At 37.3% G+C, this 19,895-nt stretch carries 13 protein-coding genes; 5 read left to right on the top strand and 8 right to left on the bottom strand.

Going from position 1 to position 19,895, the window contains the following annotated elements:
- Positions 1-38: 38 nt before the first annotated feature.
- Both HHT355_RS01245 and HHT355_RS01240 read right to left on the bottom strand, forming a co-directional pair.
- Positions 39-1,301 carry a DUF5716 family protein gene (locus HHT355_RS01245; protein ID WP_103201644.1) on the bottom strand — a complete coding sequence of 421 codons (1,263 nt, stop codon included), beginning with the start codon at positions 1,299-1,301 and terminating at the stop codon, positions 39-41.
- 39 nt (positions 1,302-1,340) lie between these two features.
- A complete protein-coding gene (locus HHT355_RS01240; protein WP_103201643.1) occupies positions 1,341-4,889 on the bottom strand; it encodes a DUF5717 family protein in 3,549 nt (1,182 codons plus the stop codon).
- A gap of 157 nt (positions 4,890-5,046) precedes the next feature.
- Here HHT355_RS01240 and HHT355_RS01235 point away from each other — a divergent pair, with 157 nt between their 5' ends.
- The 3 genes from HHT355_RS01235 (at position 5,047) to HHT355_RS01225 (ending at position 10,446) form a co-directional block, all read left to right on the top strand.
- Positions 5,047-6,144 carry a pyridoxal phosphate-dependent aminotransferase gene (locus tag HHT355_RS01235; RefSeq protein ID WP_103201642.1) on the top strand — a complete coding sequence of 366 codons (1,098 nt, stop codon included), beginning with the start codon at positions 5,047-5,049 and terminating at the stop codon, positions 6,142-6,144.
- A 185-nt stretch (positions 6,145-6,329) separates the two neighbouring features.
- Positions 6,330-8,573, top strand: a complete 2,244-nt coding sequence (locus HHT355_RS01230; RefSeq protein WP_103201641.1) for an ABC transporter ATP-binding protein — start codon at positions 6,330-6,332, stop codon at positions 8,571-8,573.
- On the top strand, positions 8,566-10,446 hold the full coding sequence (locus tag HHT355_RS01225; protein ID WP_170124946.1) for an ABC transporter ATP-binding protein: 1,881 nt from the start codon (positions 8,566-8,568) through the stop codon (positions 10,444-10,446). The genes HHT355_RS01230 and HHT355_RS01225 overlap by 8 nt, the downstream gene beginning before the upstream one ends.
- 87 nt (positions 10,447-10,533) lie before the next feature.
- Here the strand turns inward: HHT355_RS01225 and HHT355_RS01220 are convergent, their stop codons facing one another.
- The 4 genes from HHT355_RS01220 to HHT355_RS01210 form a co-directional block, all read right to left on the bottom strand.
- Positions 10,534-11,685, bottom strand: a complete 1,152-nt coding sequence (locus HHT355_RS01220; protein WP_330403345.1) for a sodium/proline symporter — start codon at positions 11,683-11,685, stop codon at positions 10,534-10,536.
- A 26-nt stretch (positions 11,686-11,711) separates the two neighbouring features.
- Positions 11,712-12,092, bottom strand: a complete 381-nt coding sequence (locus HHT355_RS13895) for a sodium:solute symporter family transporter (RefSeq protein ID WP_330403344.1) — start codon at positions 12,090-12,092, stop codon at positions 11,712-11,714.
- Positions 12,093-12,374: 282 nt separating this feature from the next.
- A complete protein-coding gene (locus tag HHT355_RS01215) occupies positions 12,375-12,890 on the bottom strand; it encodes a dCTP deaminase/dUTPase family protein (protein WP_103201640.1) in 516 nt (171 codons plus the stop codon).
- A gap of 11 nt (positions 12,891-12,901) precedes the next feature.
- Positions 12,902-13,792 (bottom strand): LysR family transcriptional regulator, encoded by an 891-nt coding sequence (locus HHT355_RS01210; protein WP_103201639.1) that lies wholly within the window; start codon positions 13,790-13,792, stop codon positions 12,902-12,904.
- Positions 13,793-14,021: 229 nt separating this feature from the next.
- On the opposite strand from HHT355_RS01210, the gene HHT355_RS01205 reads away from it, so the two are divergent.
- Together HHT355_RS01205 and HHT355_RS01200 are read left to right on the top strand one after the other, a co-directional pair.
- Positions 14,022-14,921 (top strand): ABC transporter ATP-binding protein, encoded by a 900-nt coding sequence (locus tag HHT355_RS01205; RefSeq protein ID WP_330403343.1) that lies wholly within the window; start codon positions 14,022-14,024, stop codon positions 14,919-14,921.
- Between the two features lie 21 nt (positions 14,922-14,942).
- The gene (locus HHT355_RS01200; protein ID WP_103201638.1) at positions 14,943-15,743 is read left to right on the top strand and encodes an ABC transporter permease subunit; all 801 of its coding nucleotides are present in this window, start codon (positions 14,943-14,945) and stop codon (positions 15,741-15,743) included.
- A gap of 336 nt (positions 15,744-16,079) precedes the next feature.
- On the opposite strand, the gene purF is transcribed toward HHT355_RS01200, so the two are convergent.
- Entirely contained in the window at positions 16,080-17,501 is a 1,422-nt protein-coding gene (gene purF / locus HHT355_RS01195) for an amidophosphoribosyltransferase (RefSeq protein ID WP_199179137.1), read from the bottom strand.
- A 47-nt stretch (positions 17,502-17,548) separates the two neighbouring features.
- Positions 17,549-19,873 carry a bifunctional glycosyltransferase/CDP-glycerol:glycerophosphate glycerophosphotransferase gene (locus tag HHT355_RS01190; RefSeq protein ID WP_103201636.1) on the bottom strand — a complete coding sequence of 775 codons (2,325 nt, stop codon included), beginning with the start codon at positions 19,871-19,873 and terminating at the stop codon, positions 17,549-17,551.
- Between the last annotated feature and the right edge of the window lie 22 nt (positions 19,874-19,895).

The raw sequence follows: 19,895 nt of genomic DNA, 5'->3' as shown, positions 1-19,895 counted from the left end.
TCTTTCCCCACTTGTCATTTGTTTCTCACTGATACTTATTATATATCTAATACATATTCAGCTGCTACACCCAAAGCAGGATATATATCCCCAAATCCCAAATCTGTAATAACTATTTTGACTTTGGACTTATCCAGGCAGGATATACTTATTTTCAGCCTGGTCATCCTGTTCGGTCTTTCAGGTAAGTTATAAAGGGGTATTCTCTCTCTGATAATTTCCTTCGTTAATATATTCCTGAATATGATTTCTATATCTGCCTCTTCATCCGGTATAACCTCTATTTCACTGTTTACTTCATACCAGGGAACGGCCGCATCTGACAGCATAACTTCCTTTATATGCCCGTCCACATAAACTTTTATCCATATGGAACTGACAATCATATCATTATTAAGTAAGATTATATCCCCAAGCTTTTCATCACCGGACAACTCCTTTGCCGCATAGCAGGCACCTTTTGTATAAAGACTTTGCCCCATAAATACCCTGCGGCCTGCACAAAGGCTTTTGATTACGTCATCTGCCCAGCCTCCCTCAAAACCTCTTCCCGTAATATACAAAGTGGATATAATTTGTTTATACATTGCAGTATGGGCTATGGTTTCAAATGCATACTTTAAATCAACTTTTTTATTTTTTAACATTTTATAGTTTAAAGTATCCGAAAAATCCCTTTTTTCCATCCCGGCTATCATAGGATTTAACCTGCGGTTAATACTAATCTGATAATAGTACAGCCCATTTTCATTAAAATCAAATAATCCTACATCATTGAGCCAAAGCTCCTTTTCCTGACTTAAGGCATAATACATAAAGCTGCTTCCGTGGCTTATTACGGTAGCCCTGTCCTTATCAATTCCAAGCATATATAAAGCTTCATAAATCCCTTCAAATAAGTCCGTATCCATTTCATCTATGGTAACTACCAAACGGGTTATTGTTTCTGTGGGGAAATAATTCTTTATAAGAGTTAGTGTTTTTCTGAAATATTTTTCAAGAAGTGTTACAGGACCGTAACTTTGCCCGTCTATTTCCACTGCTTCTTTATTTTTTAGTTTTGTAATCAGCTTATCGACCAGTACCGCAGAACCTTCTTTCGCACAACGTACTGCCTCTTTGCCAAACAGCCATATACCGGTATCGTATCTTACGGCAAGGGCTGTCGGAATAAGGGTATCTTCCTCATCATCACTTGGACTTATGGATATCGGTTCATAGGTCTTATAGCTGAAACAACTGATCTGTGAATAGTCATCACACAGATCAAAACCTACAATCAATTTTCTCGGGTTGTCCATTCCAATTCCCCTATCTTATGCTTAAATTTCAAAAAGAGCTTAAGGAAGCGGTTCGTAACACTCATTTATTATATACTCGTATATAATATACTCTTCCATCATATCAAGTAGGATTTCATCTTCCCGTTTGTCAAGGGCTTTCAGCATCTTATTTATTCGGTTGTATTTCGTATCTTCGTTTAGGTCGAGATTATTAGTAAAACTTAGTTGCCTTATATCGGTTTCATTTACCTGATCCGTAAGTTCTTCTGTTATGTAGTATTCAAGGCTTTCATTATAAAAGAGTATGAATTCTTTAATGTGAATCCCTAAAAACACATTGGGCATTCTTTCAGTATGGTATTCCCCTCCGGCTTTATTTTTCATCCTGTAATGAATAAAAACCTGTTTTTTAGGATCGGTCCTATATTCCACATAATACCTGTCTGTAATTCTTTCAGGCAATTTTATTGTATCACAATATTTTTTAAAAAACGGAAAAACTGTGCCTTGCCTTTCAAACCTGTCTATATGATACGAAATGAATACTATGTCATTCTCACTAAGCATAGTATTTTCACTGTTATATTTTAGCCATGCCAATAAAGTTATATTGTTTTCCTCATAGTTTAACTCCCTGCGTATAATCGGAATTATATCACCGCAGATCGGTTGATCGTGGACCAGATATTTGTATGCACAGTATGTTAAGAAAGCCTTTACCAGCAAATGATTGGTTACATCTTTGTAATACTCCAGGAATACTTCGTACTTATCATCTATATCTGCCTCGGTAAATAAAATCTGTGCCAAAAGCCGCTCTTCCAAAATACGGGTATCAATTCCAAACCCTTTTGCCGTATGCCATAAATCAAGCATGTCATAAACAGACCCGATATAATATTTAACCAAATAATTTAAAATAGATTCATCATATTTATTCTGAGAATATATGTAATAACAAAGGTATAACAAAAGATCCTCTTTCTCATCCAAACCGGAATTGGTTATCCAGCCGGAACATAATTTAAGAAGCCTTTGAACAGAAATTCCTTCTGTTCCGAAATACATCAATGCTTCCAGGGCTTTGTCATAGTATCCCCGTATTACCATATATTCCAGGTATTTTAATCTGCCGGATTCCTTAACCTTTGACAGGTCCAGCTTCATAAGATAAGTCTCTAAATGTTCCTCATCATAATTTTCATAATAATAATCAATTATAGTCAAAAGGCAGTCTATGTAATACTTCTCTTTTAACCCGGGAATAGATAAAGCTTGTTTTCTAATCTTAATAGCTTCCTCATTCACAATCCTGTTGGCCCTGTAATGATCTAACAGGTATAACAAAAGGCCGGTATGATTTTCGTAGTCCGCAGCAATATCCATGAAATTCTCAGGATTTAACAGGGGTCTTAATGAATAATCTATGGAAACAACATAGCGGTTGCCAAAAGTATCTATAAGGAATATATGAGCATCACCGGTATAAAGCTGAATAAGGGCCTTCCCCTCTGTCAGATGAATAGTCAGTGCTTCATCAAGTTCTTTATGAACAACTACGGCACTTATAATATTTGGGTTATCGCAGTGTAACTCCTGTGTAAACATCACCCCGGGCAAATATTTTACATAGTAATCTAAAAGTTCAGGTTTACTTATAAACTCCATGTATATAACCGCCAGGTGAGGACTGATATTTTGATCTTCCAGCTGTTCTTTTACGAACTCTTCAATCTCTTTATAATATATTTGATATATGTATTCATTTTCATGCTTGTTTATTATAATGTTTGCAAACAAATAAGCCTTTTTCTTATCATTAAGCCTGTTGTTATAAGCAAAATATATAAGCAACGACTCCGGAAGAGGATCCATACAGTCCTCGTCAACAGAATACATAAAATACTCATACAATTGAGTTATTCGAAGGTTTGCATTGACTCCTCTTTTGAACCATTCGAAATATTTTCTTTCTCTTTTATAACCTTTTATAAGAAGGCTGCATATAGCCGAAAGAATTTCCTCTGTTTCATACATATCGTAAAGCCTTGTAAGGCCTCTGTAAACTATCGGATTAAAATATTTTAACCTGCCGGCCAGATATGTAAACTGAAAGGCCAATTCCTTGTTAAGGCTGTTATTTTTAATTCCGTAATTTATAACCTGGATTTCAAAATCGGTAAGTTCCCTAAGAAGATAAGGTTCTTCGTTATATGCACAAAGAGCCTCATAATACAAAATTGGTGAACGGCATCCCGCCTCATATTGTTCTTTAATATCAGTTATTTTATAGTATTTATTTCTTTCATAACGCCTGTCTGTAAAAAGCAAAAACCAAAGTATCCTCCAGTTAAAATTATCCCTGAAATAATACCTGCTTATAATTTCTGTTGCATTGCGGACAGTATCCTCATCTTTTTTGTAAAGAGCGACAAGATACAAATAAGCACAATATTCAAAACCTGATTTTCTTCGTATATATGCTTCTTCTTTGCCCAATTCTTCAAGAAGCAAAGCCGCAGTTTGCCTGTCATCCGACAGTATGGCTGCATGTGTTCTAATTAATTTTATTATGGTACCTTCTTTATCTGTATCAAGATCAGGAATTAAATCTTTTATTTTCTGAATATATCTTGTCTTATTTATGCGTTCTAAACGAAAATCCAGATAATTTCTTGTGAAATCATAAACCAGTTTTTTTCTGTTTTTCAGTTCACTTCCATGGTTTAGGGATTCATTGTGATTTTTACAATATACTTCAACTGTAATGGTCTGATAAACAGTTTTTATCCATATATGTCCGTAATTGATGCCCGGCTTTAATCTGTCTGCCATTACGGAAAAGGTTATATTATGATTATTTCCGATAAATCTGTCTGACCATAAAAATTTTTGCTCAAGCAAAATAAAGGGGGCATCGGTGCTTACCCTGATTTCGGCATAACCCCAATGATCTTTGGAAAGTATAAGTTTATCGAGTATATCTTCACCGTAAACATCATATTCCAGGTGCGTTTTATCAATATACAAATTTATTCTTGATTTTTTATTAACGGCTATCAGGAACTCTTCTAAGGCTTGGCTGGTAGAAATGCTTTTTAACAGATTGCGGTATATAACGTGATATTTTTCTTCATTTTTTAAAATAATTTTTTCAAAATCCTCAGAGCGGAAAACCTTCTTTGCTTCTGTCCAGTCCATTCTTGCCAGATTTGCAAATTCAGAAAGATTCTTAATCTTACCGATTGAGGTGCTTATGGCAGAGGCTTCTACATGAGCAGTAAAAGGCACAGTGATTTCACCGCAATCACTGATTATTACAACTTTCCCTTGAATAATATCCGAGGGTTTTAAATAAGTTGCATCAAACCGATATATTATATTTATCTCTTTACCTGCAAAAGCTGTTTGATTAAAAGTGAGTAATCGGCTGGACGAATATAACAGGCCTTTCATAACTCTATTTGCGCTGTTTCCGATTGTAAAACTTCCTTCGTACTGCTTTCCTGCCTCTACATTGATCACAATTTCTTCTAAAGACAGCTTAAGAGCCGGAAGGTCATATTCAAATTCTCCTCTGGCAAACCGCTCGATCTTTTCTTTCAATTTATCACCTCATATACGGTAATCATTGCATTTTGATTGCAAAGAGATATAATATTATCTTATAATTCGGATAAATTTCCTATCCAGCAAAAATTTAACATACTATAACTAATTATAAATCAAAAATTATGAAAAATCCAGTCCCAAGGAGGATACCATGACTAGGCAAAGGTACAATTTTCACGGCAGTGATTTAGAAATTATAGAAAAGATATATAACATAAAAAAAGAAGATATAATAAACTTTGCGGCAAACGTTAATCCATTGGGAATTTCCCCGAAACTTAAGAAAACCTTGTCCGAACGAATCGATTCTATAATGAGTTATCCGGACAGAGAGTATACTTCATTACGAGAGAAAATATCTGAATACGTTGATGCAGATATGACGGATATAATTGTCGGCAATGGCTCTACGGAACTCATTTCACTCTTCATCCGGATTATGAAGCCAAAAAAGGCTTTAATTATTGGCCCTACCTATTCGGAATATGAAAGGGAAATATCCTTAGGAGGCGGCTCTTCCCTTTATTACAGGCTGGAAGAAGAAAAAGATTTCCGGATTGATATACCAAGCCTGGAAAGAGAACTTACACCGGATGTGGATCTGCTTGTTGTATGCAATCCCAATAATCCTACTTCTTCAGCAATTACAAAAGACGATATGCGCTCAATTTTAGACATATGCAAAAGCAAAGGTATCTTTGTAATGGTGGACGAAACTTACGTTGAATTTGCGGAAGATGTAAGCAGTATATCTTCCGTTCAGCTCACCAGGTTTTATAACAATATAATAATACTTCGGGGGGTATCCAAGTTCTTTGCAGCTCCCGGCCTGCGCCTGGGCTATGCCATCTGCGGAAACTCTGATCTTATTAAAGAAATTAATAAAATGAAAAACCCTTGGACCATAAATTCCCTTGCGGCTGTTGCGGGGGAAATAATGTTTACCGACGAGGAATATATAAACAAGACCCGGCAAATGATTTCTTCAGAGCGTACAAGAATTTGCGATACCCTTAAAACCTGCCCGAATATAAAGTTTTATAATCCTGCTGCCAACTTCGTCCTTGTAAAAATACTTAAAAATGACGTAACTTCCCTTGATTTGTTCGAAGCCGCCATCAAAAAAGGCTATATGATAAGAGATTGCTCCACATTCCCGTTTTTGAACAACAAGTTTATCCGTTTCTGCTTCATGATGCCCGAACAGAATGATGCCCTTCTTAAAACGCTTTTTAAAAATTTAGCATGATCAGGCATATTTCATAGTCTCAATAAATTAAGAAGCGGTAAATATATTTCTAAAATATTTGTTGACTTAATCAGGCATTTTATTATAATTAACCATTATGGCATTTTACTTCCATTATCTTGCAAATAATATTAAACAGTAATATCTATACTTATAATTTAACTAAGTACGGAAAGGAAATTTCTATGCTGACGATATTGCGAAACTTAAAAAAATCTACCCTTGCAATTATTTTTGTAATTGTTCTTTTAGTACTGCAGGCTTACTGCGACCTGTCGCTGCCTTCATATACCTCCGATATCGTAAATACCGGCATCCTACAGGGAGGTATTGACAGCCCCGTTCCCGAAGTTATAAGAGCATCCGAACTGGATTCATTATTGTTGTATACAACTCAAAAAGAAAAGGAAAATTTATTATCTCATTTTATCCTGTTGAACAAAGACACTATGGACCAAAATGAGCATGAAAATTATACCGGTAAATATCCTTTGCTGGAAAATGAAAACCTTTATATTTTAAGCGGGAAATATGATGAAAGTTTTAAAGAACTGTTTAAAATGCTTATATTCATAAAATACGGCTTTGAAAACATCCAAAGCGCACAAGGACAGGAAAACAGCATGATGGCAGGCTTGTTGCCTGAAAAGTATTCTGCGGTCAGTGCAGATATGAATAAAATTTTAAAAACCGTACCTGATGAAGCCAAAGAAGAAATGTTAAAACCTATAAAAGAAAAAATCGGCCAAATACCTGACACCCTAAAATCTCAGATTGCGGTTGCTTATGTCAGGGAAGAATATAAAGCAATAGGTATCAATGTCAGCAAAATACAGACCCAATATATACTGATTGTGGGAAGCAAGATGCTGGGTCTTGCCCTGGCTGCCATGGCTGCCGCCATCCTAATAACTCTTGTAGCTTCAAGAATTGCGGCAAAATTAGGCCGCGATTTAAGAAAACAAGTTTTTTGTAAGGTCCTATCATTTTCCCAGTCGGAAATGGACCATTTTTCCACGGCTTCCCTTATTACCAGAAGCACCAACGACATACAGCAAATTCAAATGATGGTTATACTGATGGTCCGTATTGTTGTATACTCTCCCATTTTGGCTGCCGGTGGTATACTAAAGATATTAAATACCAATACAACCATGACCTGGACCCTGGGTGTAGGAGTAGGTGCGGTCCTTGCTCTCGTATCGATATTGATAATTATTGCAATGCCCAAGTTTAAGCTTATGCAAAAATTAATTGACAAAATCAATCTTGTTATGAGAGAAATTTTGTCCGGCCTTCCTGTTATCAGGGCTTTCAGTAATGAAAAGTATGAAAACGAACGTTTTGACGGAGTAAATAAAGACCTTACCAAATACAGCCTCTTTATCGGACGGGTTATGGCATTTTTAATGCCGTCCCTGATGCTTATAATGAATCTGGTATCTATCCTTATTATATGGGTCGGTGCAGACCGTATAAATACAGGAACAATGCAGGTTGGCGACATAATGGCTTTTATTCAGTATACCATGCAGATAATCATGTCATTTTTGATGCTTACCATGATATCAATTATTCTTCCAAGAGCCAGTGTGTCCGTAAGCCGTGTTAATGAAGTCCTGAAAGAAAAAATCCAAATATCTGATCCGGAAAAGGAAGAAGCAATGGATGATTCAAAAAGAGGCCAAATTGAATTTAAAAATGTTTACTTCCGCTATCCGGATGCCGAAGAATATGTTCTATCGGATATCAGCTTTACCGCAAAACCCGGTGAAGTTACCGCAATTATCGGAAGCACCGGAAGCGGCAAGAGCACATTAATAAACCTTATCCCCAGATTTTATGATGTTACAGAAGGACAAATACTTCTTAACGGTACCGATATAAGAAACATTTCTCAAAAAGCTTTAAGAAAGCGGATAGGTTACGTGCCTCAAAAAGGAGTGCTGTTTTCAGGCACTATCAAATCAAATATTGCTTTCGGAGCACCCGATGCCGATGATGCTATAATTCAAAAAGCAGCAAGAATTGCCCAGGCGGAAGATTTTATACTGGAAAAACCCGAAGGCTATAATGAACCTATTGCTCAGGGAGGTACCAATGTATCCGGAGGCCAGAAGCAAAGATTATCCATAGCAAGGGCAATTGCCAAAAATCCGGATATATATATATTTGATGACAGTTTTTCGGCTTTGGACTATAAAACTGACAGCAACCTGCGTAAAGCACTGAAAAAAGAGCTGACAAACAGTACCGTTCTCATAGTTGCCCAGAGAATCAGCACCATTGTTGATGCCGATCAAATTCTTGTTCTTGATAACGGAAAAATTGTGGGCAAGGGGACCCATAAGGAACTGCTGAAAAACTGCGAAGTGTATTATCAGATTGCATCTTCCCAACTGTCAAAGGAGGAACTGGCTTATGAGTAAAAATACTATAAATGAAAATGCAAAAGATACCGGCCGTCCTTTCCAATGGGCCCGAAGAGGCGGTTTCGGCCCCCGTCCCGGTATGGGCGTTCCCGTAGAAAAAGCCAAAGATTTTAAAGGAACAATAAAAAAACTGACCGGGCATTTATCCCGTTACAAATGGGGTTTTATGATATCATTTATATTTGCCATCGGGAGTACCATATTTTCAATCATAAGCCCTACCATACTTGGTAATGCCGTAACCGAAATTGTAAACGGCCTTATAGATAAAATAAGCGGCGGAACCGGTATTGATTTTAATGCCCTTGGAAGAATTATTTTACTGCTGATAGGCCTATATGCCTTATCTTCAGTTTTTTCCTTTGTCCAGGGACTTATTACCACGGAAATTGCCCAGCGGATTTCATATAAATTTCGAAAAGATATATCCGAGAAAATTCACCGCCTGCCTATGAATTATTTTGACAGTTTGACTCACGGTGAAATTCTTTCGAGAGTTACCAATGACGTGGATACCTTAAGCCAAAGCCTGAACCAAAGCCTTACGCAACTGATTACATCGATTGTCAGCATAATCGGAATACTGATTATGATGTTAAGAATAAGCCTTCCTCTTACTCTTCTTGCCCTTCTTATTGTGCCTGTATCCACACTCATAATGGGAGTTGTGGTTAAAAAATCACAAAAGTATTTCAGACAGCAGCAAGAGTATTTGGGCCATGTAAACGGCCTGGTGGAAGAGGTTTACGGCGGCCATAATATAGTAAAAGCTTTTAATAAAGAAGAAGCATTTATACAGGAGTTCAATGATAAGAACAATACCCTGTATGAAACCGCCTGGAAATCTCAGTTTCTTTCAGGCCTTATGCAACCGATTATGCATTTTGTGGGTAATTTAAGCTATGTCGGAGTTGCTATACTTGGCGGCTATCTTACCGTCAGGGGCAGTATTCAAATAGGTCAGATTCAGTCATTCATCCAATATATAAGAAACTTTACCCATCCTATTACTCAACTGGCCCAGGTAGCCAATATGTTCCAGTCCATGGCTGCCGCAGCAGAAAGGGTATTTGAATTTATGGAAGCCAAAGAAGAGGTTCAAAGTACCACAAATCCGATATCTACCGAAAAGGTAAAAGGTAATGTGGAATTTAAACATGTTAGCTTCGGCTATCAAAGCGACAATATTGTAATCCGCGATTTTAACGCAAAAGTAAAAGACGGTCAAAGAGTCGCAATTGTAGGACCTACCGGAGCAGGTAAAACAACTATTGTTAAACTCCTTATGCGATTTTATGATGTCACAGACGGGGAAATCCTTATTGACGGCCATAATATAAAGGACTTTGACAGGCATGAACTTAGAAAAATGTTCGGAATGGTTTTACAGGATACCTGGCTCTTTAACGGAACTATAATGGACAATTTACGCTACAGCAAACTTGATGCCACAGACGCTGAAGTAATAAAAGCTGCCAAAGCGGCTCATGTCCACCATTTTATCACGACCCTTCCCGGAGGATACAATATGGTGCTGAATGAAGAAACCACCAATATATCACAGGGTCAAAAACAGCTTCTTACCATTGCCAGAGCCTTCTTAGCAAATCCTAAAATACTTATTCTGGACGAAGCCACCAGTTCTGTTGATACAAGAACAGAACTTCTGATACAGAAGGCTATGGATGAACTAATGAAAGGAAGGACCTGCTTTATAATAGCCCACAGATTGTCGACCATAAAAGATGCCGACATTATCCTGGTTATGAACGAAGGCAACATAGTTGAACAAGGAAGCCACGAAGAACTCCTCGCAAAAGGCGGCTTTTATGCAAAACTTTATAATTCACAGTTTGAACGCAGTGCGTAAAAAATTACCGGGTTGAGTCTACCTCACTCAACCCGGTAATTTTTTATCATTTTTATTATTAATTCATTTTATTAAGTGTAAAATTTATTACATATAATTTTTCACTTTCTCAAACTCTTCCTGTATCTCTTTTGAAGGCGGTGCCGTACATAATGATACAATTACTATTGCCAGGCAGGATATGATAAATGCCGGTAATAGTTCATATATATCCAAATATCTTCCTAACGGCCTTATAAGCAGTTTCCATATGAATACCGTTGCTCCGCCTGCCACCATTCCCGCAACTGCACCTGCCCTGTTAACCCGTTTCCAGAATAGGGCAAACAGCATAATCGGACCGAAAGTTGCCCCGAAACCTGCCCAGGCGAAGGCTACGACTGTAAATATAACGCTGTCCTCATCCAATGCAATAAGCATAGCTATAACAGCAATTATGATTAACATTACCCTTGACATATAAAGTACCTGCTTGTCCGATGCGTCCTTCTTTAAAATTCCGTGATATATATTCTTCGAAAAGGCCGATGCGGCTATCAACAGATAAGAATCGGATGAACTTATAGTTGCTGCAAGTATTCCTGCCATAATTATTCCCGCAAGTAACGGGAAGAAGAATTTGCTGGAAAGCAATATGAAAATATTTTCTGCAGCGCTGTATGTAAGAAAAACATCCGGGTAAAGTACCCTTCCTATAATTCCGATGCACACTGCTGCAACCAGAGAAATTGCACACCAGATTGTAGCTATTCTCCTTGATCTCTTTAGCTCATTGGGATTATGAATTGCCATAAACTTTAAAAGAACCTGAGGCATTCCAAAGTATCCCAATCCCCACGAAAGGGTTGAAATAATAACAAGAAAACCATAATTTCCTGCTTCGCCGAATAAGGGTGTGCCTGCTTGGGTAACCTGCTGTACTCCGTCTACAACCTTGGGCTGGGCAACCCCGAAAAATTCAAGAAAACCCGGAATATTTCTGGCATTTTCAATTATTGCAGATATACCGCCGGCTTTTATCGTACCTACAATAAGAACAACCGTCAGCGCCAAAAACATCACTATACCCTGCATAAAATCCGAAGCGCTTTCCGCAAGAAAACCTCCGACAAAAGTATATGCAACGACAAATAAGGCACCGAGAATCATCATATAGATATAATCAGTATTAAACAACGTACTGAAAAGTTTTCCCACTGCCACAAAACAACTGGCTGCATATACACAGAAAAAAACCAAAATAAACAGGGCTGCAATTGTAAGAATTATTTTCTTTTTTCCTTAAAACGGTTGCTTAAAAAATCGGGAATTGTTATAGAATCGCCTGCCAAATGGGAATATGTACGAAGTCTTTTTGCCACAAAAAGCCAGTTAAGATAAGTTCCAATCAGCAATCCGATAGCAGTCCATATAGCTTCTCCCAAACCACTCCAATATGCCACACCGGGGAGCCCCATAAGCAGCCAACCGCTCATATCCGATGCTTCTGCAGCCATAGCTGTTACCCACGGGCCTAATGCCCTTCCTCCTATCAGGAAGTTATCCGTGCTTTCGCTGGCCTTTTTTGCATAATGAAAACCTATAGCAATAACTGCTGCTATATAAATAGTCATTGCAATTATATATTGGATTTTATCTGCTCCCATTCTTTTTCTCCCTTCTTTTTTGCGCTTGGATAGGCATATTATAATATATATATTCACATTTGTATAGTGCAATTTTAAAGCGATAATACATTACTACAAAAAAGCAATCTATTAAGACTAATAAAGACAATATTCTTAACTCCTAAAAAATTAAGTTTGTATAAACCTCTTGTAATGTTTATACAAACTTAATTTACCTGATTTTAGCGATTGTAGAATCATATTTATTAAACTATGTATAATCAGAAAGCAATTATAGGTTATTGGTGTCAAGCCTTTAGTTTAAGTCGTGCTTCCGAAACCCCCGTTTCTGATTTCATATACTTCATCATCCACGGTTATTCCGTACTCCACAAATATCCCCTGCATAAAACCGGTGCCTTCTTCAATAGTGACGGTTTTTCCTTCATTGCTGTCGTTGGTAAGTTTGCAAAATATATGGCCTTCATTGTCGGAACCGTAATAATCACTGTCTATTATTCCAACAGTATTATTTAATTGCAGGCGGTATTTAAAGCCCAGGCCGCTTCGGGGATAACATTTTAAAACCCAGCCTTCGTCAATTCTGACACGAATCCCTGTCGGTATCTTTATGGTTTCTCCCGGTTTAAGCGTAAATGTAACCGGGCTGAAAAAATCATACCCTGCAGAACCTTTAGTTGCCCGTTTAGGTAATTTAATTCTGTCGTAAATATGTTTTATTTCATCATAATTTCCCTTATCCAAATGAAAGGTTTCAATCCAATCTTCTATAAATCTGTTGCAGCTTACTTTTTCAAATTTTGCTATCCGTTTCATAATACCTCCGATTAATCAACCGAATTTAACATTTCAAGCAATTTCATAGCGGCTTTAGATATAGGATTTTGCCGGCTTGTTATTATGCATATATGCCTTTCCGGAATCTCTTTGTCAAACTGTAGTTTGAACAGTTGCCCGCTTTGAATTGCTTCATTAGCAAAATCCTTTACCACACATCCTATCCCTAAATTTCGTATGGCAAACCGAACAATCATATCACTGGTAGCCAGTTCAAACTCAGGGTTTAATACGACTCCGTTTTCGCGTAAAAATTCATTTACATATCTTCTGGTACTTGTATTTTGCTCCAGGCATATTATCGGAAGCCTTTCCAGCTCTTTATATTCCAGGACCGTTTTTTTCAAATGCCCGAACTTACCTCCGGCCACAAAAACATCCCTTATCTTTTTTACCCTGCGGGAATGAATACCTGGTTTAGCCGAAAAAGGCTCACTTACCAGACCAAAATCAATCTTTCCGTCATAAAGTAGCGAAAGCGTGTCCGGTGTAGGAGCATTCGTAACAGATACTTTAATCCCAGGATATATTTCATGAAAACGTTCCAGATACGGAAGGAGATAGAACTGGAGAGTCATATCACTGGCTCCGATTCTTATTTCTCCGTATTCCATATCCAGCATCTTTCTGAATTGCTTTTCACCTAACAGGATATATTCATAGCCTCTTTTTATATAGGAAAATAAAACTTCTCCCTCAGGTGTGAGCCTGACCCCTTTAGGCACCCTGGTAAACAGCTTGCTTCCCAGACTCTCTTCCAGTAGTTTTATTGACTGGCTTACCGCCGGCTGCGAAATGCAAAGCTCTTCTGCAGCTTTTGTAAAACTTTCCGATATTGCCACATAATAAAAGATTTTATAGTATTCCAGATTGATATTCATTATAAAACTCCTTATGGAGAATTTTATAATTATGTGTTAACAGTATAGCACAAAATTTCTTGTCATCAAAGGAAATAAAAATAGAAATATAATTTTCCTATATAAACATCTAAAATCACTAAAAAAAATATTGGTATATTCATATTTTTAATGTTTGTTTAATGAATTTGAATTAATAATTTGATAATATTAAAATAAGCATCCTAATAAATGGGAAAGGGGAATTTATTTGAAACCCATAATTAATATTGAGGGACTGACAAAAGATTACGGCAATCATAAAGGAATATTTGACCTGACTTTTTGTGTTGAAGAAGGAGAGGTTTTCGGGTATTTAGGACCCAACGGTGCCGGAAAAACAACTACCATCAGGCATTTATTGGGTTTTCTGACACCGGATAAGGGCTCATCACAAATACTTGGTATGGATACCCGTACCAGGAGTGCAGATATAATGAAATATCTCGGATATCTTCCCGGAGAAATAGCCTTCTTTGATCAGATGACCGGCATAGAATTTCTTAAATTCATGGGTGAAATGAGAGGTCTTAATGACACTAAACTAAGAGACAGGCTTATAGATTTGTTTCAACTGGATACTAAAAGCAGAATACGAAAAATGTCAAAGGGAATGAAACAAAAGCTGGGCTTAATATGTGCATTTATGCATGATCCTAAAGTTCTGATATTGGACGAACCGACCAGCGGACTGGACCCCTTGATGCAAAAAATATTTGCTGCTCTGATTCTTGAAGAAAAATCCCGAGGGAAAACAATTCTAATGTCCTCCCACAGCTTCGAAGAGATTGAGCGGACATGTGACCGTGTCGGAATAATAAAAAGAGGCGAACTGGCCGCCACAGAAAATATTCATGATATAAAGCAAAAAAGAAGAAAAACCTATGTTGTTACCTTTGATAATGCCGTGACTGCGGCTGATTTTGCAAAATCCCATGCCTTTGATATTGTTGATATAAAGGAAAACATCGTAAGATTAAGCATTATGGGAAATGTTACGGAATTTATCAAATCCCTCGACAAATACACGGTATTGGACCTGGATACTGAAAGAAGCAGCCTGGAAGATATATTTATGCACTATTACGGTGACTCAGAAACCGATAATTAATTCAGAATAGGGAGGAAAGATATGATTTGCAAACCGCTTTTTAAAGCCACCGTTAAGCAAAATTTTACTGTATTCTTTATTATACTGGCAGTCCTTATGGTCTATCTTCCGATAATTATTATTATGTATGATCCTGCCACACAAGATTCCCTAAAGGACGTTTTGGCTCTTCTTCCTGAGGGTCTGATTGCAGCTATGGGATTTAATAATCTTGGAACCACTCTGACAGATTTTATAGGCAGTTACTTCTATGGGTTTCTAATTTTGCTGCTTCCCATGATATATACTATAACCGTATGCAACCGCTGTATTGCTTCCCATGTAGATAAAGGTTCCATGGCTTATTTACTGTCAACTCCAAATAAAAGAACTAAAATAGCTGCTACTCAGGCCCTTTTTATAATAACCAGTACTACCGTAATGATTGCATTTATTGCAACAGCCGGCATACTTATAAGCAATATTGCATTTCCGGGTGAACTAGATATATCTGCCTTTTTACTGCTTAACCTAGGCACCTTACTTTTATATTATGCTGTTACAGGTATAGGTTTTTTTGCCTCATGCTTTTTTAATGATACTAAAAATTCTCTTGTGGTAGGTGCCGGCTTGCCAATAGCGTTTTTGGTAATTCAAATGATATCCGATGTCGGTGAAAAAGTCCGTTTTCTTAAATACTTTACCCTGTTCACTTTATTTGATCCCGAAAAAATAATCGGCGGAGAAAGTTTCATACCACAGTTTATTACATTATTAATAATAACTGCCATTATGTACGGACTAGGAATCTATGTGTTTGATAAAAGGGATCTGCCTCTTTAATGTAAAGTTTCCGAGAATATAAGATTAAGCAAATAAATAAAATAGAATTAATATAAAACAGAGTGTAGACAGACACTTTCTACACTCTGTTTTTACTCTTATGCTATTTTAACTTTTAAAGATTTGTTATTTTTAATGCCGGATTTTATCCTATTACAGTATATTAAAGAATTGATTAACACATAATTTATTCATAATTTTAACTGTAAAAAATAATTGTCCTTTCCTGATAAACCGGCTAAATCTTCATCCAATTATGGTTTAATTTAATTATATTTTTCATACACCAATAACTTTTATATTATTGTATCAAAATGCTGTTTATAGTACTCCGCTTTATTTATTTACGCCGTTATCGGGTATTTTTGTAGGATAATTTCCGGTAAAGCATGCGTCGCAGAATCCCAAATCTTTTCCCAGCATGTCGCCCAGCCTGTCCAGGGAAAGGTATCCCAAAGAATCTGCCCCTATCATATCACGAATCTGATCTATGGTGTATTTTCTGGCTATAAGCTGATCTCCTGTAGGCACGTCCGTACCGTAGTAGCAGGGATATAAAAACGGAGGAGAACTTATTCTTACATGAACTTCGGTTGCTCCCGCATTTTTCAGCATCCTGACAATATTGGCACTGGTAGTTCCACGGACAATTGAGTCATCTATCATAACAACCCGTTTGCCCCGGACAACTTCAGGAAGTACATTTAATTTTATTCTCACACTGGATGCCCGGAGGGCTTGCTTAGGCTTTATAAATGTTCTTCCCACATAACTGTTTTTAACAAAAGCCATACCGAAAGGTATACCGGATTCCAGGGCATATCCCAAAGCAGCGGCATTTCCGGAATCAGGAACTCCGACTACCACATCGGCATCCACCGGATGGGTCTGTGCCAGAATTCTTCCTGCCATTATTCTTGAATTGTAAACACTTACTCCGTCAAAATGAGTATCGGGACGGGCAAAATATATGTATTCAAATATACATCTTGCCTGCTTTTTATTTTCATGGGACATATATGAATGTATTCCGTCTTTATTGATCATTACTACTTCTCCCGGAAGTACGTCCCTGACAAATTCAGCATCCACGGCATTTAAGGCAGCGGTTTCAGATGAAAAGATATAAGAACTTCCTTTTTTTCCGATACATAAAGGATGAAATCCATAGGGATCTCTGGCACCTATCAGCTTTCTTGGGCTCATAAGAACCAAAGAATAGGCTCCTTCCAGCTTCTGAACAGCCTTAGTGACGGCTTCTTCAACAGACTTGGATTTTAATCTCTCCCGTGCTATATGGTAAGCTATAATTTCGGCATCAACCGTTGTCTGAAATATAGCACCGGTTTGCTCCAATTCCTCCCGTAACTTATCGGTGTTAATGATGCTTCCGTTATGGGCAATACACAGAGTACCTTTTACATAATTAAGTACCAGCGGTTGGGTATTATGGATACTGTTTTCACCGCTTCTAGCATATCTGACATGACCTACCGCTATATTCCCCTTTAAATTCTCCATGTTTTCTTCGGTACATATCTCACTGATTAAGCCCATACCCTTACAGGACATTATTTTCCCCTTAGGCCCGTTGGTATCGCTTACGGCTATGCCGCAGCTTTCCTGTCCTCTGTGTTGCAGAGCAAAAAGCCCATAATACATAGTGGATACTACATCATTTCCATCCGTGTCATAAACCCCAAAGACCCCGCATTCCTCATGAAGCTCTCCGATTGAATTCTCGTAGTTCATGATCATATGCATTCATCCTTTCTTTACTTACATAAAAGTTTATTTAATTGGATTTACTCCAGATTAAACACTCTCCTTGCCACCATTTTAGCCGCCTGCCCGTTATCAAGGCTACAAAACTTCTCATAAAATTCTTCATATTTTTCTTTATACCGGGCAGATATTATATCTATATTTTTTATCGCCTCCACTACTTCTTCATCGGTAAACAATAGAGGCCCCGGTACATCCTTTTCTATATCCAGATAAAAGCCCCGAAGCATGTCCCGATATTTTTCAAGGTCATAGGTATAAAAGAGGATCGGGCGCTTCAAATTCGCATAATCAAAGAATACCGATGAATAATCCGTAATAAGTATATCTGAAATCAGATAAAGCTCTGTTATATCATCATAGCCGCTTACATTTACAACAAAATCTTCAAGACCTGTTACGTCAAGCTTATCGGCTATATAATAATGGGTACGAAGTAGTATTGCATAATCGTTTCCAAGTTCTTTTCTTAGCAGCCTGAGATTGAGCTTCAGACTAAACTTATATTCCCCTTTGCCGTAATATTCATCGTCCCTCCAGGTGGGAGCATAAAGAATGGTTTTTTTCCCTTCCGGTATACGAAGCTTTCTTTTTATATCTGCCGCAATCTTATCTTTATCCGGATGATACATCAAATCATTTCTCGGATATCCGTATTCGAGTATCTCCTTGTCGTATAAAAAAGCACTCCTGAATACTTCGGAAGAAAATTTATTGGCGGAGACAAGATAATCCCACAATCTTGAATGTTTATAAAACTGGGCCTTGTATAAAGGGGAAGCGGTCATAACTTCCTCCTGGTCAAATACCAGCCTTTTTAAAGGAGTTCCGTGCCAGGTCTGCAAAAATACATTGCCTTTTCTTTTTACAACCCAGTCCGGCTGACGGACATTAAAGACATAATACTTGCATCTGGCCAAATAATATGCATACCGGATACTGAATCTCCTTACTTTTATCGGCTTATAAGGTATTTTGGTCCTCTTGTTTATTACCCATATAAATTTGAATTTTCCCGGGTAATTCTTACACAAATACTCATAGATATATTTAGGGCTGTCAGAATAGCTTTTTCCAAAAAAGCTTTCACATATCACCCAGTTATCCTTAACGGGTAATTTTATAAAATAATGCTCATAGAGGTAACAGGCTAAAACTCTCCATCTCTTTCTGATTTTTAAAAGCTTCTTAATTCCGAGATTAAAATTAATCCTAAATTTAAGCTTATTAAGTTTGCCGGATAAAATATCTTTAACGATTTTCTTTTCGTATCCCTTAAAACAACCGATAACAGACGGTTCTACTTCTTGCATAGCCTCATTTAGCAGCTTAAAACGTTCCGTCCTCCAAAGCTCATCTTTATCTCTTGCAATATTTCTGGCAAATGTTTTTACAAAAGCATTAAGAAATTTATAATCAAGTATCCTGCATAAAACAGGATTGTTTTGTGCCAGTTTTCTTGCCTGAGAATAACTTTCCATATATTCTTCAAATCTGTCAGCAGTCTTAATTTGCGACAGGGCAGGATAATGTATGGGGTCATTATGATAACGTTTTACATATACGGCCTCTTCCGCCATAGAGAAGGATTTAGCCATATTTAACATCCTAATCATGAAGCCAAGGTCGTAAAAGAATATAAACTTCTCATTAAACCTTAACCCGTTACTTTCAAGAAAGCTGCGTCGAATTAGCACTCCTGTTAAAGTTACGTTCATAAAGCCTTTTCGTGATAAGATCAGGTTATAGTATGCCTCTGTCATCTGCCTTAATCTTTCCCTGTCTATACCGGGATATGCTAAAGAAATTTCCTGTTCGACTTTTTCCTTCTTATAATTTTCAGGCTCTGTTTTGTCTTCGTCGTTATTTATTGCACCGGTATCGTCGTTATGATCCTCTACGTAAGCAAGGTAAACCATCCTCTTATTCCATGTGGTATTCCTTCTGCCGTATACAAAATCAGCCTGCTGCTCTTCCGCCTCTCTTAGAAGATACGGTATTGTTCCGTTTAAGATATAATCATCACTGTCAAGAAAATAAATATATTCTCCCTCGGCAGCTTCGATACCTGCATTTTTTGCAGCGGCAGCACCACTGTGGTCTTTAAGCACCTTAGCATTTTCTTCACTGCCGAATTTGCGGTCTTTTATTTTTTCTTTATTTAACTCTACTTTTTTTATATTTATATCAGAATATTTTTCAATAATATCACTTATATCTTCCGTAATATGATCCAATACCAGTACCGTCTCAAAATCAGTAATTCCCTGATCTTTTATACTCGCCAGGCAATCTTCCAAAAAGTGTTTGCCTCTGTGAAACGGAACTATTATACTTAACTTCATAAATACCCCATTCTTTCTTACA

Origin of the sequence: Herbinix hemicellulosilytica (assembly GCF_002904165.1) — a bacterium.
Taxonomy (GTDB): domain Bacteria; phylum Bacillota; class Clostridia; order Lachnospirales; family Lachnospiraceae; genus Mobilitalea; species Mobilitalea hemicellulosilytica.
The sequence above is the reverse complement of the archived record's forward strand: the minus strand, read 5'-3'. Positions and strand labels throughout refer to the sequence as shown.

Bases quoted from the DNA above. Each gene is read 5' to 3' on its own strand.
- HHT355_RS01200 (WP_103201638.1), top strand. From the start codon at position 14,943: ATGATTTGCAAACCGCTTTTTAAAGCCACCGTTAAGCAAAATTTTACT.
- HHT355_RS01225 (WP_170124946.1), top strand. From the start codon at position 8,566: ATGAGTAAAAATACTATAAATGAAAATGCAAAAGATACCGGCCGTCCT.
- HHT355_RS01190 (WP_103201636.1), bottom strand. From the start codon at position 19,873: ATGAAGTTAAGTATAATAGTTCCGTTTCACAGAGGCAAACACTTTTTG.
- HHT355_RS01235 (WP_103201642.1), top strand. From the start codon at position 5,047: ATGACTAGGCAAAGGTACAATTTTCACGGCAGTGATTTAGAAATTATA.
- HHT355_RS13895 (WP_330403344.1), bottom strand. From the start codon at position 12,092: ATGGGAGCAGATAAAATCCAATATATAATTGCAATGACTATTTATATA.
- HHT355_RS01215 (WP_103201640.1), bottom strand. From the start codon at position 12,890: ATGAAACGGATAGCAAAATTTGAAAAAGTAAGCTGCAACAGATTTATA.
- purF (WP_199179137.1), bottom strand. From the start codon at position 17,501: ATGATCATGAACTACGAGAATTCAATCGGAGAGCTTCATGAGGAATGC.
- HHT355_RS01210 (WP_103201639.1), bottom strand. From the start codon at position 13,792: ATGAATATCAATCTGGAATACTATAAAATCTTTTATTATGTGGCAATA.
- HHT355_RS01245 (WP_103201644.1), bottom strand. From the start codon at position 1,301: ATGGACAACCCGAGAAAATTGATTGTAGGTTTTGATCTGTGTGATGAC.
- HHT355_RS01230 (WP_103201641.1), top strand. From the start codon at position 6,330: ATGCTGACGATATTGCGAAACTTAAAAAAATCTACCCTTGCAATTATT.